This window comes from Polaribacter sp. Z022 (genome assembly GCF_023555495.1).
Classification (GTDB): Bacteria; Bacteroidota; Bacteroidia; order Flavobacteriales; family Flavobacteriaceae; genus Polaribacter.
The window spans coordinates 653,679-669,165 of record NZ_JALCZO010000001.1 but is presented as its reverse complement, the minus strand read 5'-3'; the positions used below and the strand labels follow the sequence as shown (position 1 = coordinate 669,165).

Here is a 15,487-nt window from a genome sequence, read left to right as displayed (position 1 = left end):
TATCACATTAAATTCGTTGTATATTTGTTAAACATCAAATAACATTTTGTGGCTAAAAAAGATAAAAAGAAAGGAAAACTTAAACAAAAACTAACAGATAAATACAGGTTAGTTGTTTTAAATGAAGACACTTTTGAAGAGCGTTTTTCATTAAAACTATCGCGTTTAAACGTATTTGTTTTAGGAGGTGTTTTCTCTATTTTATTAATTGCAGTAACCACTGTTTTAATTGCATTTACACCAATAAAAGAATACATACCAGGTTATTCTTCTACAGCATTAAAAAGAAAAGCTGCTAAATTAACTTTTGAAGCAGATTCTTTAAAAATAAAATTAGCCTTAATAGAAAACTATACAAAAGCATTAAAACCTGTTTTAACTGGTGAAATAGAACCAGAAAGTATAGACTCTATTCAAACTGAAGCAAGACAACGTTTAATAGACGAAAGTAAATTAAATGCCTCTAAAGAAGATTCATTATTTAGAGAAAAAGTAGAAAGTGAAACTCGATTTTCTTTACAGAATAACACAGAGAGTTCAGTTAAAATAGTCTTTTTTGCTCCTTTAAATGGTGCTATTTCACAAAATTTTGATGCTACTTCTAAACATTTTGCTGTAGATATAACAGCAAAAACTGGAGACCCAATAAAAGCAACAGCAGATGGTACCGTAATTTTTTCTGGCTGGACAACAGAAACTGGTTACGTTATCATTTTAAAACATGCAAAAGAATATATTTCTGTATACAAACACAATGGTAATTTACTAAAAGAACAAGGAGATTTTGTAAAATCTGGTGAAGTAATTGCTACTGTTGGCTCTACAGGAGAACTAACAACAGGACCTCATTTGCATTTTGAACTTTGGAATGGTGGTTATACTGTAAACCCAACTAATTTTATAGATTTTAAGTAATGAGTATCAAATCTATTTTTGCACTTCCGTTTGCTAAATTTGCTACAAAAAAAGTAAACAAATGGGCAAAAAATCCTCTTAAAACTCAAGAAAGAGTTTTTAAAAAGTTAATTTTTAAAGGAAAAAAAACTGCTTTTGGTAAAGATCATAATTTTGAGAATATCAATTCTTATGAAGATTTTAAAAAAGAAGTAAAAGTTACAGATTATGAAGGTTTAAGACCTTATGTAGATAGAATTGTTGCTGGAGAATCTGATGTTCTTTGGACAGGAAAACCATTGTATTTTGCCAAAACTTCTGGAACTACTTCTGGTGCAAAATACATTCCTATTACTAAAGATTCTATGCCTACACATATTAAGGCTGCAAGAAATGCCTTGTTGTTTTATATTGTAGAAAAAAAAGATGCAAGTTTTGTAAACGGAAAAATGATTTTTCTACAAGGAAGCCCTGTTTTAAGTGATAAGAATGGTGTAAAACTAGGTCGATTAAGTGGTATTGTAGCACATTATGTACCCCAATATTTATTAAAAAACAGATTACCAAGTTGGGAAACCAATTGTATAGAAGATTGGGATACTAAAGTAAATGCAATTGTAGAAGAAACTATTCATGAAGACATGTCTGTAATTAGCGGAATTCCTTCTTGGGTACAAATGTATTTTGAAAAATTAATTGAAAAAACAGGAAAATCAGTTTCAGAATTGTTTCCAAATTTTAATTTCTTTATTTACGGTGGTGTAAATTTTGAACCTTATAAAAATAAATTTGAAAGCTTAATAGGGAAAAAAATAGATTACATAGAATTATATCCAGCATCAGAAGGTTTTATTGCTTATCAAGATTCTCAAACAGAAAAGGGAATGCTTTTACAACTAAATTCTGGTATTTTCTATGAGTTTATTCCTGCAAATGAATTTTTTGATGAAAACCCTACAAGAATTTCTTTAAAAGATGTAAAAGTAGGTGTAAACTATGTTATCATTTTAAATACTACTGCTGGTCTTTGGGGTTACAACATTGGTGATACTGTAGAATTTACATCAACAAAACCTTATAGAATAAAAGTTACAGGGCGTATAAAACATTTTATTTCTGCTTTTGGCGAGCATGTTATTGGTAAAGAAGTAGAAAAAGCTTTAAACGATTCTATTTTGGGTACAAATATTAATATTAGTGAGTTTACTGTGGCTCCACAGGTAAATCCAGAAAGTGGGTTACCTTATCATGAATGGTTTATAGAATTTGAAAATGAACCAAAAAACTTAGAAGAGTTTGCTAAAAAAGTTGATGCTTCTATGCAAGCACAAAACATCTACTATTTCGATTTAATTGAAGGTAAAGTTTTACGACCTTTAATAATCAGAAAAGTTAAAAAAGGTGGGTTTCATGAATATATGAAATCTATTGGTAAATTTGGTGGACAAAACAAGATTCCGCAATTATCTGATAACCGAAAAATTGCTGATGTTTTACAAAATTTTTTAATTGAAGAACAACAATAACATACAAAATGGGAGGAGATTTTTTATTTATAGGATTAGCTATAGCTTTAGTAATTGTATACTTTTACAACAAATTTAGAAACAGACGTTAATGAGTACTATTAGAATTACAAAACAATTCAATTTTGAAACGGGTCATGCATTGTATGGTTATGATGGTAAGTGTAAAAATGTTCATGGGCATTCTTACAAACTTTCTGTTACTGTTTCTGGGAAACCTATAACCGATAATACAAACGTAAAATTTGGAATGGTGATAGATTTTGGAGATTTAAAAAAGATTGTGAACGAAGAAATTGTTGATGTTTTTGACCATGCTACTGTGTTTAATAAAAACACACCTCATGTTGAGTTGGCTAAAGAATTAATTGATAGAGGTCACCATGTTATTTTAGTAGATTATCAACCAACAAGTGAAATGATGGTAATTGACTTTGCTGAAAAAATTAAAAACAGATTGCCAGAAAACATTAAATTACATTCTATAAAATTAAAAGAAACTGACTCTAGTTTTGCAGAATGGTATGCAAGTGAAAATTAGTTTTTTATAACTTCAAACAATATCAACTATAATTATAAGTTATATTTGAAAAAAATAAACATTATGAAAATCTTAAAATTTATTTTAACCCTACTTATTTCTGTTTCTATTACTAGCTGTAGTAGTGATGAAAGTACACCTCCATTTGAGCTAACATCTTCTAATTTTGCAGGTTCTTATGATATAAATAGTATTACTTATAAAGAAGTAGAAACAATTACTTCTAGCTCAGGAAACTCAAGTATTGTTTTAACTACAATTAATGGTGTTGCAGATTCTTTTGATGATATTAGTTTTATTATAAATGCAAACGGAACTTTTACTGCTTCAGGAAAATATAGAAATGTAATTACAGAAAAACCTAATACTGGTAGTACAATTACAGATAATGAAATTATAGTTTTTAATTCATCTGGTACTTACCAATTAAATACAATAGATAACACAATAACTTTTAATCAACAAAGTGGTGATTTTATTGATGGTGTTTTTAGTATTAAATCTTTTAAAGAAACTGGTGCTACTATAGAACAAGAAATAATTGAAACAGATGGTAATTCTACTTTAACTTTTAATGGCTCTATTGGCTTAGTTAGAAAATAGAGTTCTAATAAAACTAAACAAAAAAGCTACCTATTATTAGGTAGCTTTTTTGTTTAGTTTTATTTTCCATTAAAAGTATTCATTGTGTTTGCTAATCCTGCAGTACCAAAAGAAGTAATAGCTTTTGCAGATGTTGGTAAACGTTCTATTAACAAACTTGTTTCTTCTTTGGTCCATTCTCCTAAAACAAAATCTACTTGTCTTCCTCTAGAATAATTTCCTCCAACACCAAATCTAAAACGTGTATACTTTTGAGTATTTAACTTAGCTTCAATATCTTTTAATCCATTGTGTCCGCCAGCAGAACCTTTTGCTTTTATACGAATGGTACCAAAATCAATATTTACATCATCTGTAACAATCATAACATTTTCAACAGATATTTTTTCTTTATCCATCCAATATTTTACTGCTTTTCCGCTTAAATTCATAAACGTACTTGGTTTTAACAAAACAAATGTTCTTCCTTTAAATCTAAAAGATGCAACATCTCCTAATTTTTCAGTTTCAAAAGTAGTTTTATGCTCTTCTGCAACTTCATCAACAATTTTAAAGCCAATATTATGACGTGTATTGGTATATTTATCACCAATATTTCCTAAACCAACAATTAAAAATTTCTTCATCAATTCTTCTTTAGATTCAACTTTTATACCCAATATTTTATATAAAAAGTTTCTTAATCTCATTTTGCAAAAATAACATAAGTTCTTCAAATAAATTAAAAACAATAAAAAAGCGCTACTATAAAGTAACGCTTTTTCTATTCTTATGTTTACAAAAATTATTCTGCAGCTTCAGTAGTTTCTTCTTCTACATCAGCAGATACAGTTGCATTACGAGAAGTTCTTACTTGTACAACAACAGTATTGTCTGGGTGCATAAAAGTATAATCATCATTATGTAAAGACGTTACAAATAATTTATTACCAATTTTTAATCCAGAAATGTCTGCAGTTATAAAATCTGGTAAATTTGCAGGTAATGCTTTTACTTTTAATTTACGATTTGTAAAACGTAAAGCACCTCCACTTAAAACACCAGGAGAAGTTCCAGTTAATTTTACAGGAATATTCATTGTAATTTCTTTATCATCAAATAATTGATAAAAATCTACGTGTAAAATTTTATCTGTTACTGGATGAAACTGAATGTCTTGTAAAATAGCTGGTATTTTTTGTCCATCAACATCAATACTTGCTGTATAAACGTTTGGAGTAAATACCAAGTTTTTAAACGCTTTTTCTTCTGCTGAAAAGTGTATTGGGTTTTCTCCTCCGTATATAACGCAAGGAACCATACCAGCATTACGTAAGGCTTTAGTAGCTACTTTACCTACGCTTTCTCTTTTTGATCCTTTAATTGTAATTGATTTCATTACTTTGTTTATTAATTATTTACATTAAAAATTTTCCACTAATTGAGGTATTATCTTGTACTTTGTGCATAACATCCGCAAATAATGGCGCGCAAGATACTACTTTTATTTTAGATGTAGCTTTTTTCAAAGGAATTGTGTCTGAAACAATTAACTCTGTTAATCCTGAGTTTTCAATTTTCTCATATGCTCCACCAGAAAGTATTGGGTGTGTACAAATTGCTCTTACACTTAAAGCACCTCTATCCATCATTAAATTTGCAGCGTGTGCTAATGTTCCTCCAGTATCAATCATATCATCTACTAATATGATATTTTTTCCCTTAACATCACCTATTACTTCCATATGTCCAATTACATTTGCTTTTTTTCTTTGTTTGTAACAAATTACAACATCAGAATGTAAATGTTTAGAATAAGCATAAGCTCTTTTAGAACCACCCATATCTGGAGAAGCAATGGTTAAATTATCTAGCTTTAAACTTTCTATATATGGCATAAAAATAGTTGAAGCAAATAAATGATCTACTGGTTTTTCAAAGAACCCTTGAATTTGATCTGCATGTAAATCCATAGTCATAATTCTTGTTGCCCCTGCAGATTCTAAAAGTTTTGCAACTAATTTTGCTCCAATAGCAACTCTTGGTTGGTCTTTTCTGTCTTGTCTTGCCCAACCAAAGTATGGCATAACTGCTGTTATATGTCTTGCAGATGCTCTTTTTGCGGCATCACACATTAATAACATTTCCATTAAATTGTCTGCATTAGGAAATGTAGAACCTATTAAAAAGACTCTTCTTCCTCTTACAGATTCTTCAAAAGCTGGTTGAAATTCTCCATCGCTAAATGTAGTTGTTTTTACTTTTCCTAATTCAGCTCCATATTCTTTTGCTATTTTCTCTGCTAAAACTGTACTTTGCGAGCAAGCAAAAAGTTTAGGTGCTAGTTGATTTGTAGGCATTTAGTTGTTTTTTTGTTATGTTGTTGTAAGTGTGCAAAAGTAGAAATTATTTATTTAGTTTGAAATTTATTTTTTCACTTTAAAATAAAATAATTTAATACATTTGCAGTCCTATTTATATTTAGCTCAAGTGGCGGAATTGGTAGACGCGCTGGATTCAAAATCCAGTTCTTTCGGGAGTGTGGGTTCGATTCCCACCTTGAGTACAAAAAAAGCCTCAACTATATTAGTTGAGGCTTTTTATTAGGTACAACATAGGCACAACAAATTTTAATTAAACTTGATTTATAATAACCTTAATAAAAGGGGGTAAAGTTATTTTAAAACAAGCTACATCATTTTAAATCAAGATAGGCTGGGTTCAAAATCCAGTACTTTCGTGAGTGTGGGTTCGATTCCCTCCTTGGGTATAGTAGTTAATTTTAAATTTTAATCTTCAGTTTTTATTTGGGCGAAACATATTACTTTTGGACACTCCACAATGTTATACCCTTTATTAAAGTATAAAAAAATTATTAAATCTTTATTTATCTCTCTTTAATAAACTGAAATGCTCATTCATCATTTTTTCAGCTAGTTGTTGATCTTTAGATTCTATAGCAAAATAGATGTTTTCGTGTATTTCAATTTCAGATTTCTCTAAATAAAGATCACAAAAAACATCCCTTTCATAAACCTTAAGAATAGGAGGCATTAACAATAACATTAAAGAAATCAATGTATTGTTTTTACTTGCTTTAGCTATTGCTAAATGAAATAATAAATCTTCTTCTAAATAATCACTCCCTTTAATAACTTTATTTTTAAATGCATTAAGACAGTCTTTAATTATTTTTAAATCAATATCAGTTCGTCTTTTTGATGCTAATCCAACAGAATTTAATTCTAAATACCTTCTTACTTCAATCATTTCTTTAAAAGAAGGGGTTTCCAATGATATAATATCATCTACCATTCCATTAAAACCATTTAACCCAATTTCTAAATGAGTACCAATATTAGATTTTGTTTTCAAAACTCCATAATACTCTAACTTCCTAATAGCTCCCCTAATTTGAGTTCTATTAAACCCTAGTTTTTCAGACATTATTCTTTCTGAAGGCAATTTATCATTACGCTCAAAATTTCTTAAATTTATTAAATCTCTAATCTTACTAATTACAAGATTAGACACCTTTTTATCATCCCTTTTCATATTTTCACTGAATTCCAATTGTATATAAACGATATTTTATTAAACTTAAAAATTAGTAAGATTACTAAATAATAAAAGGTTATTGTAAAACACTGAAAGTATAATATAACACTAAATAAATGAGATTTGAAAATAAAAATATTTTTAGATATCAAACTGTAATAAACAAAAAGTTAATCTATAAAAAACTAACATTTAAAGTCGATAAGTATTAAAATAATATTATGAAAAAAGGTTACTGAATCATATAAAATATAATACCAGTAACCCATAATCAAAAAAAATTCAAATTCAATTTTTTAATACCCCTGGTTTTGAGTTATTTTATCAAAAGAAGTAACTTCTCCATTAGGTATTGGAAAGATGTAATAGTCACTACTAATTGTAGCTCCCATTTCTGCATTCATTATACCTGGTTGAGCGGCTTCTGCTCTGACAAGGTCAAACCACCTATGCCCTTCACAAGCAAGTTCTAGTCTTCTTTCATCTAATATAGCCTTTCTTACCTCTGTTTGCGTTGAAGCTATTGTATTTCCTAATCCCGCTCTATTTCTAATAATATTTAATTGAGTAATTGCATCATTTGTTTTAGAATTTTCATTTAATGCTTCAGCATATAACAAAACAACATCTGCTAATCTTAATTCAATCCAATCTTGTTCTGTAGCACCTAAAGTGTTATATTTTACAGATATAGGATCTCCTCCATTATTATCAACAGTTAAAGACATTCTTACATCTCCAACACTATTAGAAAATGCGCTCACTAAATCTGGTGAAATTGGTCCTCCTTCATCAGCTTTTGTGTTTTGACCTGCATACCAATCAGTAAATTTAGTTCCACTGTAAGTAATAGATCCCGTCATTTGGGTTGAAAACAAAATAGCACTATTTAAATCAGAACTAAAAACATCTGCAAAAGACATTCCTGCGATAGTTGATGCTGCATTTGCACCATTAACTACTGCTTCTAGTTCTATTTCAGCATCAGAATAGTTACCCAAAGTAGCATAAACTTTACCAAGCAAACCTTGAGCTGCATATTTTGTAGCTCTACCATTTGCTTCAGCTGCAGATTGAACAGGTAAGCCATCTATTGCATCCTGTAAATCAGGAATAATTACATTATTATACACAACAGTTTTAGACTTTCTTTCTATGTCTGCTGCCGCAATTTCTTCTACTGTTGGATTTATTAAGTTTACAGTTACATCACCAAAAACTTGAACTAGTTTAAAATAAGACAGACCTCTGATAAATTTTGCTTCAGCTACTAGAGTAGCATCAGAAGAATTTAAAATAACATTATTAGCACTTAAAATTGAGTTATATAAAGCCACATAAAAAGGCTCTAAAAAAGTCGTTGAAGCTGTTGCTGCTAATGGACTTGGTGCTGTGAAAGAATCAAAATCTGTAAATTCTTCATCAAATAATGCATTATCTGATCTAAAATCCCCAAAAATTGCCATTCCTTCAACACTTTGATTCTGATAGTTATATGCGGCAAATAATACTGGTGTAAAATCTGTGATAGAGCTTGCATCTCCCAAGTTTGGCGGAACTTGATCTAAATCCGTGGAACAAGCCGAAAATATCATTAATGTCCCCAATAATATGCTATATAAATTTTTCATTATTTTCATTTTTTAAAAGTTAATATTTAAACCGATAGTAAAAGTTCTAGCAACTGGATTTTCTCCTGATTGATGACCGTAAGTTATAGGTCCAGCATAATTACTACTTGAAGATGTATCAACTCCCTCAGGATTATAAGAAGTATAATCACTACTCATAATATACAGTAAATTAGAGGCAGATCCATACAACCTAATAGAACTCAAACCTATCTTATTTACAATTGTATCATCTAATGTATAACCAATTGTTAAGTTTCTTAAAGCAACAAAACCAGCATCTTGAATAACAGCATCTGTTTTATCTCTTGCTCTTAAGTAATGTAATCCAGTAGCATCTTCTTTTCCATCTCCATTAGCATCAAAACTAGAACGCAATCTACCTCCCCAGTTTGATCCATTATATAATGGATCTACATTATAAACAACACCTCCATGACTTCCCTGAAACTGTATTCCTAAATCAAATTGTTTGTATGAAAAATTATGTGACATACCCCAATAAAAATCTGGAGTATTTGTTCCTTGTTTTACTAAATCTCCTCCTTCAGCTACAGTTTTTGTAGCATCGATTACTCCATCACCATTTTGATCTACAACATAAACTTCTCCACTACTATTACCAATTACGTCTAATGGGTTTATCAAATGTTTTTCTTCAACCCATCCAGTAGTTTCTAATGCCCATAATTCTCCAATTTCACCACCAACATAATTTCTATAAACAGCTGCTCTACCTGAGGTACCATAATTTGTTACATCTGGCAATTGTGTTAAACTACCTAAATCAGTTATCTCTGTATTTACAGTAGATAAGTTTGCACTCATATTCCAGTTAAAATCTTCTTTTCTTATTAAATTAGCATTTAATTCAAATTCTAAACCAGAACTTCTTACATCTCCAGAATTTAATCTTATAGAATTTCTACCAAAAATTTGTGAAACACTCTGATCAATTAATATATTCTCAATATCTGAAGTATAATAATCAACTCCTAATGAAATACGGTTATCTAAAATACCTAAATCAACACCAAAATTAGTTTCTGTATTCGTTTGCCATGTTAAATCTGGATTAGACAAATCATTTGGAATGTTAAATGTATTACCTAATACAGATGCACCAGCATTTATAAAACTTAAAGCATTATGAAATCCAAGATTTGATACAGTCCCTAAAGACCCTGTACTAACTCTTAATTTTAATTTATTAATAATACTTTCTGAATTATAAAAATCTTCATTATGTAAATTCCACCCCAAAGAAACTGATGGAAAAATTTCATATTTATTATTAGCTCCAAAACGAGAATCTCCATCTCTCCTTAAAGAAGCAGATACCAAATACTTATCATCATAAGCATATGCTATTCTACCAAATATACTTTGTCTATGATTAACTTCTTCCCTTTCAGTTATATTTATATTATCATTTCCTAACAAAGCATAATTTAAAGGTTCTCCAAGAAGTTGTGTTACATTGTTCCCTACAGTTGAAGTCCCTAAAATATAATTCTTTTGAAATTCTACTCCCACTAAAGCAGATATATCATGTACTTCATTGATTATGGTATTATAATTAACTGTTGTTTCACTTAGAACAGAATATCTTGTTAAATCCTGTTTATTCAAATAAGTGTCTTCTAAATCCCCATTATTATCACCTCCAGCTAAATTATGTTGATTTCCTTTAGAAACACTATAATCCCCACCAAGTACAGTTTTAATATTTAATCCTTTTAAAATATTATACTCTAAATAAGAGCTAATATTAGCAAAATAAGATTTTTGAGTATTTGATTTATTATCAATTAACGAAGCAGTTCCAGGATTACTTGACCCTCCAATACCATTACCATTTCTTCCATAATGCCAATCCCAAGCAGGATCACCAGGTTGTAAGTCATAAATACTTCTAGCCCCATGAGTTCCAGGAATATCTAATCCTGGTCTTCTTGCATCAAAAGCTTGATAACCATTAACATTTCCTCTTCTATCAACCCTAAGTCCTAATGCTTGATGTCTTGACTCTAATTCCTGTACAAAAGCTATTGATTTTTCCGTATGATATATTGGATGAATACTAGCTCCCCTTAAGATATCCCTTAAATCATGTTCTAATATAGACCTATTAGAAGTATTCCCATTGAAACTTACCCCAGTTTTAAATTTATCAGTTAATTTAGTATCTACACTTAAACGAGCATTTAATCTCTCAAACCCCTGCGTAACAGTAATATCGTCAATCTTTTGATAACCTACAGAAGCATAAAAATTGGAAGTATCATTACCACCACTCATACTAAAATCATGACTTATTGTAGACCCTCCATCAAAAACATAATCTTCAATAGCTATAACATCTGGAGAGTTTTTATAACCCCAAATTTTATAATCTACATAACCAGGAGCCGCAGCCTCTAACTCGGAAACATCCCAATTCCCATTAGCTATTTGAGCTTCTGCATGATTTCCCCATTCATTAGCTGTCATATTTATATTACTTCTATACTTACTTGAAGTACTAACATAAGAATTATAACTAAATTTAGTTTTTCCAGATTTTCCTTTTTTAGAAGTAACTAATATAACCCCATTTGCTCCTCTAGACCCATAAATAGCAGCTGAAGCTGCATCTTTAAGTATTTCTATACTTTCAATATCATTTGGATTAACAGTAGCTAAACTTCCTGAGATTGGATACCCATCAACAACAATTAAAGGACTAGAATTACCAGTAATTGATGACGCTGCTCTAATTTGAATTTTAGGATCTGCTCCTGGATTACCACTTTGATTTTGAATTAAAACACCTGACAGTTTTCCAGCTAACGCATCATCGACACGGGCAGTTTGAACGGCAGCTATATCTGCACCTCCAACTTTCGCGATAGCTCCAGTCAAATGAGATTTTTTCCTTTTACCATAACCTACCACAATAATTTCATCTAATTCGCTAGCATCTTCAATTAATTCAATGTTAGCAACTTTTTGATCAGTAATTATTAATGTTTTCTGTGCAAATCCTAAATACGAAAAAACAAGGACATTTCCACTTTTTACTTCTAAGTAATAATTCCCTTCGAAATCTGTTTCAGTACCTTTTGTTGTTCCTTGAATTACAATGGAAACACCAGGTAGTGGTTCTTTATCTTTTTGAGAAGTTACAGTACCCTTAAGAGTATAACTGTCCTGTGCATAAAGACAAACATTCATTAACAATGTTAATAACAGTGTTATTTTAAATTTTAAATTCATTTGTGATTGTTTTTAGTTAATGTTTTATAAATTCTTTAAAGAATTAAATTTTTAATAAAAATTTAACCTGAATATTGAATGGTTAAATATCTTTGTTTATCACAATTTAATACTTTTTAAATCTGGAGCACCAATCTGGTGCGCCAATCTGGTGCGCCAAATATATGTTAAAATTTTGTTACAGCAAAATGATTTAAGATAAATTAGAGATGTTTTAGATTATTCTAATAAATAATAACAATAACTTACCAGTTCCATAAAGTCCCATCTTCTAGTCTATTTACGGGAAGGTAAGATCTTTTATATGGATATTTTTTAGCAGCCTCTTCATCGAAATCTACCCCTAAACCTGGTCTATCTACCATATATAATAATCCATCTTTTATTTCTATATGATACTTAAATACATCATTCAACTCTGAAGTTCCAAATCCAGTAAACTCCTGAATACCAAAATTAGGAGCCCAGAGGTTAAAATTCATTTGAGCCATAAAACAGATCGGAGATTGATCAGGAGCACCATGAGGAGCCATTCTTACATGATGCATTGCTGCAAAATCGGATATTTTTCTTAACGGGGTAATACCTCCTCCATGGGATACTGCGATCCTTAAATAGTCAATTAATTGATCCTCTATTAACTCTTTAGCATCCCAAACAGTACTAAATATTTCACCTACAGCTAAAGGAACAACAGTATGTTCTCTAACAATTTTATAGCTTGTTTGATTTTCAGAGGTAACAGAATCTTCAATGAAAAGAAGATTATAAGGTTCTAAGAGCTTTCCTAATCTGGCAGCTTCTATTGGAGTTAATCTACTATGTACATCATGACATAATCCAATTTCTTCACCAAACCTTTCACGCGCCTGCTTAAAAAGTTCTGGAATAAAATTCATATATTTTGAAGTAGACCATTGTTGTTCAGGAGGTAAAGGTCTATTTCCTTGCAATTCGTAGTAATTTTTTTTACCCTCCAAAGTCCCATAGGTTCCCTTTAAATTTGGTATAGAGCATTGCAGTCTAACTACTTTGTATCCTTCATTGATCAGTTTACCTAAATTATCAAGAACTTCATTTATGGTCTCACCGTTTGCATGACCATAAACTGTCACCCCCTTCCTACTCTTACCACCAAGAAGCTGATAAACAGGCATATTAGCTTTTTTACCTTTTATATCCCATAGTGCCATATCAATTGCTCCTATTGCTGTCATGGTTACTGGTCCTTTTCTCCAATAGGCTCCTTTATATAAATATTGCCATATATCTTCTATCTGTCTTGCATCTTTACCTATTAAACATGGAACTATATGCTCTTCAAGATATTTAAAAACAGCCATTTCTCTTCCATTAAGAGTTGCATCACCTAAACCATAAACACCTTCCTCAGTAACAATTTTTACTGACACAAAATTTCTTCCTGGTGAACAAATAAACACTTTTATATCTTTAATTTTCATTTTATTTAATTTTATTATTTCTTAGATTTTGTATATTTTTTCTTAAAAATAATTCCAACTGACAACATTATACCACCTATGAAAACAAAGCATAATCTACCAACTAAATCATTAGGAATAAGTACTAATGAAGTTAAGAAAGAGCCATAAATTAGACACATATTTCCTAAAATTTTGAATTGTTGCTGATCATAACCTTTGTGTCCATTCTCTTTTTCATAATCAACTGGTGTATTTATTTTTACAAAAAAATCTTCAACATCTTTATGATATTCTTCGGGAGAAGTCTTTTTAAATAATCGTGTTCCTAGAAACCATAAACTACAAATTATAATTACAGCGAACACATTTGAAAAAAACATTACATCAATTAACTCTCTTTTAGACCAAGGTTTAGCTACCCCAATTAGATCTAATAAAGTTTCAGGCCCAATGTGTGTCTGTATAATGTATGAAACTAACATTCCTAATAAAACAGTTGACCATCCTGCCCATCTTGGTGTATCTTGAAAAATAATACCCCAAGTTAAGGGTATCATAAATGGCAAAGAGATCATCGCACCTAACCTCATATTTATATCAAATAAATTTATCCCTTCTAATTCACTAAAGAAAATTGCTGAAAGAATCACAAACCCACCTAAAAAAACTGTAGTAATTAATGATACTCGAAATAATTCTTTTTCACTTGCCGATTTTCTTAAAATCGGTTTGTAAAAATTACGAACAAAAATACCTGCATTACGATTTAACGTACTATCCATGGAAGACATTGTTGCAGCAAATATAGCACATATCATGACCCCAATCATTCCAACTGGAAGCAACTCAATCCCCATCGCTAAATAGATACCATCTACTGCTTTATCACCTAATGGCTTTAAAGATTCAATTGCAGATAAATCAGGAAACATAATTGAAGCTACCATAGGAGGAATAAACCAAATAAATGTTATTGTGAAGAATAAAATAGAGGCCATCAAAGACGCTTTTCTAGCTTGTTCAGAATCTTTAACAGCTAAAAACCTATAGCCGTCATTAGTATTATTTACAGAGAAAAATTGTTTAAAAAACGAAGCAATAAACCAAAGCCAAACAATCTTACTATCGGTTAATTCTGACCAATTATATTGAGAAGTAGGTAATTGTTCTATAAAATTACCAACACCACCAATTTCTCTTAAAGACAAAAATGCCATTACAAATGCCACAGGTACCATAATCATTAATTGCATAAAATCACTCGCTACTACCGCCCAAGAACCTCCTAACAGTGATATTATTAATACAGTTAAACCAACGGATAGAACAGTCATTTCCATACTGACCCCAAATACAGTTGAAATAATTATACCTAAACTATACAACCACACACCACCATGAATAACACCAAAAGGAACTACCATCCATGTGAAAAATTGTTCATTTACTTTTCCAAAACGCTCTCTAACAACTTCAATTGCTGTAACAACTCTTGTCTGTCTAAAACGTTTTGAAAAGTACAAATAACTGATAAAAAAGCCAACACCATTAGCCATATAGACAACGAAAACAAAAGTACCAGTTTCGTAGGCTTTCCCTGCAGCTCCAGTATATGTGACAGCACTGATAAATGACATAAAAGTTGTAGCCCCCACAAGCCACCATAACATACTACCTCCACCGCGAAAATAGTCACTTGTATTTTTATTCATTCTCTTGAATACTATACCAACAGCAATCATTAAAATAAAATATGCTATAACTACTAAATAATCATATATTGAAATCATTTTTACGTTTTTTACAGGTTATATAAATAAGCAAAATTGAGCTTATATTTTTGAAGTTTTTCAAATCTTCAATCTGACACACCAATCTGGCGCTCCAATCTGACGCGCCAAATATACAAATAAAAAATTGATTCAATCAAAATTTTACTAACATACTGAAACAATCAGTATAAAAACCTATAAGATAGATAGTTAAGTTTATTTTTTAGGTTCAACAAAAAAACAATTACCTTAAATCGATTTTTTAAGACTCTAAGACTAC

12 protein-coding genes and 1 tRNA gene are annotated in these 15,487 nt (G+C 30.3%); 5 read left to right on the top strand and 8 right to left on the bottom strand.

All coding sequences use genetic code 11. From position 1 onward, the window contains the following. The first annotated feature begins 48 nt into the window (after positions 1 to 48). The 4 genes from MPF13_RS02885 (at position 49) to MPF13_RS02870 (ending at position 3,564) form a co-directional block, all read left to right on the top strand. The gene (locus MPF13_RS02885; protein ID WP_249980809.1) at positions 49 to 915 is read left to right on the top strand and encodes a M23 family metallopeptidase; all 867 of its coding nucleotides are present in this window, start codon (positions 49 to 51) and stop codon (positions 913 to 915) included. After that, complete coding sequence (locus MPF13_RS02880; protein ID WP_249980808.1) at positions 915 to 2,420, top strand: GH3 auxin-responsive promoter family protein; 1,506 nt, start codon at positions 915 to 917, stop codon at positions 2,418 to 2,420. The genes MPF13_RS02885 and MPF13_RS02880 overlap by 1 nt, the downstream gene beginning before the upstream one ends. Positions 2,421 to 2,511: 91 nt before the next feature. After that, a complete protein-coding gene (locus MPF13_RS02875) occupies positions 2,512 to 2,961 on the top strand; it encodes a 6-pyruvoyl trahydropterin synthase family protein (RefSeq protein WP_249980807.1) in 450 nt (149 codons plus the stop codon). Positions 2,962 to 3,024: 63 nt separating this feature from the next. Further along, positions 3,025 to 3,564, top strand: coding sequence for a hypothetical protein (locus MPF13_RS02870; protein WP_249980806.1), 540 nt, complete (start codon positions 3,025 to 3,027; stop codon positions 3,562 to 3,564). Positions 3,565 to 3,623: 59 nt separating this feature from the next. Here the strand turns inward: MPF13_RS02870 and pth are convergent, their stop codons facing one another. The 3 genes from pth to MPF13_RS02855 all read right to left on the bottom strand — a co-directional run bounded on the left by pth (position 3,624) and on the right by MPF13_RS02855 (position 5,903). After that, positions 3,624 to 4,190, bottom strand: coding sequence for an aminoacyl-tRNA hydrolase (gene pth, locus MPF13_RS02865; protein ID WP_502924070.1), 567 nt, complete (start codon positions 4,188 to 4,190; stop codon positions 3,624 to 3,626). Between the two features lie 158 nt (positions 4,191 to 4,348). After that, positions 4,349 to 4,942: a 50S ribosomal protein L25/general stress protein Ctc gene (locus tag MPF13_RS02860; RefSeq protein WP_249980804.1), complete on the bottom strand. Its 594-nt coding sequence runs from the start codon at positions 4,940 to 4,942 to the stop codon at positions 4,349 to 4,351. Between the two features lie 19 nt (positions 4,943 to 4,961). Continuing rightward, a complete protein-coding gene (locus MPF13_RS02855; protein ID WP_249980803.1) occupies positions 4,962 to 5,903 on the bottom strand; it encodes a ribose-phosphate pyrophosphokinase in 942 nt (313 codons plus the stop codon). A 124-nt stretch (positions 5,904 to 6,027) separates the two neighbouring features. Here MPF13_RS02855 and MPF13_RS02850 point away from each other — a divergent pair. Then, positions 6,028 to 6,109, top strand: a tRNA-Leu gene (locus tag MPF13_RS02850). A 317-nt stretch (positions 6,110 to 6,426) separates the two neighbouring features. On the opposite strand, the gene MPF13_RS02845 is transcribed toward MPF13_RS02850, so the two are convergent. The 5 genes from MPF13_RS02845 to MPF13_RS02825 all read right to left on the bottom strand — a co-directional run bounded on the left by MPF13_RS02845 (position 6,427) and on the right by MPF13_RS02825 (position 15,225). After that, positions 6,427 to 7,098 (bottom strand): FadR/GntR family transcriptional regulator, encoded by a 672-nt coding sequence (locus MPF13_RS02845; protein WP_249980802.1) that lies wholly within the window; start codon positions 7,096 to 7,098, stop codon positions 6,427 to 6,429. A 299-nt stretch (positions 7,099 to 7,397) separates the two neighbouring features. Continuing rightward, positions 7,398 to 8,732, bottom strand: coding sequence for a RagB/SusD family nutrient uptake outer membrane protein (locus MPF13_RS02840; RefSeq protein ID WP_249980801.1), 1,335 nt, complete (start codon positions 8,730 to 8,732; stop codon positions 7,398 to 7,400). Positions 8,733 to 8,744: 12 nt separating this feature from the next. Continuing rightward, the gene (locus tag MPF13_RS02835; RefSeq protein ID WP_249980800.1) at positions 8,745 to 11,990 is read right to left on the bottom strand and encodes a SusC/RagA family TonB-linked outer membrane protein; all 3,246 of its coding nucleotides are present in this window, start codon (positions 11,988 to 11,990) and stop codon (positions 8,745 to 8,747) included. Between the two features lie 245 nt (positions 11,991 to 12,235). Beyond that, positions 12,236 to 13,453, bottom strand: a complete 1,218-nt coding sequence (gene manD, locus MPF13_RS02830; protein WP_249980799.1) for a D-mannonate dehydratase ManD — start codon at positions 13,451 to 13,453, stop codon at positions 12,236 to 12,238. 14 nt (positions 13,454 to 13,467) lie between these two features. Next, on the bottom strand, positions 13,468 to 15,225 hold the full coding sequence (locus tag MPF13_RS02825; protein ID WP_249980798.1) for a sodium:solute symporter family transporter: 1,758 nt from the start codon (positions 15,223 to 15,225) through the stop codon (positions 13,468 to 13,470). Between the last annotated feature and the right edge of the window lie 262 nt (positions 15,226 to 15,487).